We start from the raw sequence: 2,273 nt of genomic DNA on the forward strand, positions 1-2,273 counted from the left end.
GGTTCATCTATCTGGCTGCCGTGCTCGACTGGTTCACGCGGCGCGTCCTGGCCTGGAGGGTATCGATCACGCTGGAGGCTGAGTTCTGCATGGAAGCTGTGAAGGAGGCGTTGGCACGTCACGGCACGCCCGAGATCTTCAATACGGATCAGGGCAGCCAGTTCACGTCCATTGACTTCATCAAGGTGCTGGCCGCCCGCGAGATCAAGATCAGCATGGATGGCAAGGGAGCCTGGCGCGACAATGTCTTCATTGAGCGCCTCTGGCGGACCATCAAATATGAGGAGGTTTACCTGAGCGCCTATGCCAGCGTGTCCGAAGCCCGGACCGGAATTGGCCGCTATCTGAGCTTCTACAACAGCCGACGGCCACATTCGTCGCTTGACGGAAAAACACCCGATCAGGCCTACTTCAACCAGCCGATGCCCGAAGCGGTGGCGGCGTAACCAAGGCGGAAAACCACTTAAAAACGCCCAGAACCTGTTCAGATCAACCGAACCACCTCTCCATGGACCAGCGCAAAACCCGCCACGGCAGCGGGCGCGGCGAAGACAAGCGCGACGATCCGGCGGATGACGGGCGCGCGGATCGTCTCGAACAGCACGGCGAGGATGCCGAAAGTGACGCCAACGGAGAACAGACCGACCAGTCCCGCGCCGATCAGGCCGGAGCCGGTATGGTAGGCGCTCGTCGGGCGGATTTCGAGGCAATGGGCATCCCCGCCGCCGCGATAGAAGTTCTGCGTGGCAAGCGCATGGGTGACCGCGATCAAGGCCATGTCCGGTTGCTCGCCAAGGACAAGCGCAGGGCAAGGGTGCGATGCGTGGTCAGGTCGCGGATGAGCGAGTCCGACAGTAGCTTGCCATTATCCCGGTGTCCTCGTCCTCCGGATCAAGGTCGGAAACGGAATGGGCAACCCGTCACGTTCGCCACCGCCCATGATTTCGCCATCGGCGTTGACGCGCACCCCGACGATGATGGTTTGGTAATCCCCTTTTTTAGCGGGGCTCTGCAGTAGAATTCACGCAGCCATTTTCAGTTTCTGTGCGGGTGTGATGCCGCCGATGCCCATATTGGGCCGTTCGTTGTTGTAGGTCCATAGCCACTGTGTGGCGAATTCCTGTGCCTCCTCGATGCTTTCGATGATGTTCTGGTCGAGCCATTCATGCCGGACGGTGCGGTTATAGCGTTCGACATGAGCATTCTGTTGCGGCTTTCCGGGCTGGATGTGGTTCAAGGCAATCCCTTGTTTCTCTGCCCATTCCATGAGCTTGCCGCTGACATATTCCGGGCCGTTGTCCACCCGAATGGCGTATGGCTTGCCTCGCCATTCGATGATCTGGCTCAAGCTACGGATCACGCGTTCAGCCGGTAGCGAAAAGTCCACCTCGATGCCGAGCCCCTCGCGGTTGAAGTCATCCAGCACATTCAGCAGCCGAAACTGCCTGCCATCCTCCAGGCGGTCTGCCATGAAGTCCATCGACCAGACCATGTTCGGTTGATCCGGGACGGCCAGCGTATCGGGTTTATCCCGCTTCAAGCGCTTTCTCGGCTTGATCCGCAGGTTCAATTCCAGATCGCGGTATATCCGGTAGACCCGTTTGTGATTCCACAAGTGCCCCCGGACATTGCGCAGGTAAAGGAAGCACAGGCCGAAGCCCCAGCTCTTCTTTGCCCGCGTCAGCCCGATGAGGAGATCGACGATCTGTTCATTCTCCTCGTTCAGCTTGGCGCTGTAACGATAGCAGGTCTCGCTGACCGCGAAGGTGCGGCAGGCGAGCGCAATGCTCACCCCTCGCAACGCCACTGCTTTCCCGGCCATCTCCCGGCGTTGAGATGGCCGTGTCACTTTTTCCCAGAGCCTCTTTGAGAAGTTCGGCCTGCATGCTCATCTCCGCATACATCTTCTTCAGCCGGCGGTTCTCGTCTTCCAGAGCCTTCATCTGGCTGATCATCGAGGCGTCCATGCCTCCATACTTGGCCCGCCATTTGTAAAATGAGGCCGTGCTCATCCCGTGCTCCCGGCACAGTTCGGGAACTGGAACACCACCTTCTGCCTGGCGCAGGATGGCCATTATCTGCGGTTCGCTAAATCTGCTCGTCTTCATCAAAATCTCCTCGATCATAAAGCCTGAGAAAATTCTACTTTTGAAGCCCGTTAATTGGCGGGGGGATTACCCCGGGCGCTACCCCCTCCCCGCCACAAAAACGCAGATCGATAAAATTGTATTTTCCCACTTAAACGGGCTGCAGGTGTTGGGCTGCTAGACCAT

2 protein-coding genes and 1 pseudogene are annotated in these 2,273 nt (G+C 58.4%); 1 reads left to right on the forward strand and 2 read right to left on the reverse strand.

The window, feature by feature from the left end:
• The coding region (locus ACTIFE_RS20420; RefSeq protein WP_439530985.1) for a transposase at positions 1–446 on the forward strand (446 nt) is incomplete at its 5' end.
• A 233-nt stretch (positions 447–679) separates the two neighbouring features.
• Here ACTIFE_RS20420 and ACTIFE_RS20425 read toward each other — a convergent pair.
• Positions 680–985: pseudogene (locus ACTIFE_RS20425) on the reverse strand (chromosome partitioning protein ParB); the annotation flags it as partial.
• 36 nt (positions 986–1,021) lie between these two features.
• A protein-coding gene (locus tag ACTIFE_RS20430; protein ID WP_439530986.1) for an IS3 family transposase occupies positions 1,022–2,108 on the reverse strand; the annotation gives its coding sequence in 2 pieces (ribosomal slippage) (positions 1,022–1,853 and positions 1,852–2,108; 1,089 coding nt in all).
• Positions 2,109–2,273: the final 165 nt, after the last annotated feature.

It is taken from the genome of Pannonibacter sp. (assembly GCF_051860505.1).
In the GTDB taxonomy this organism is placed as follows: domain Bacteria; phylum Pseudomonadota; class Alphaproteobacteria; order Rhizobiales; family Stappiaceae; genus Pannonibacter.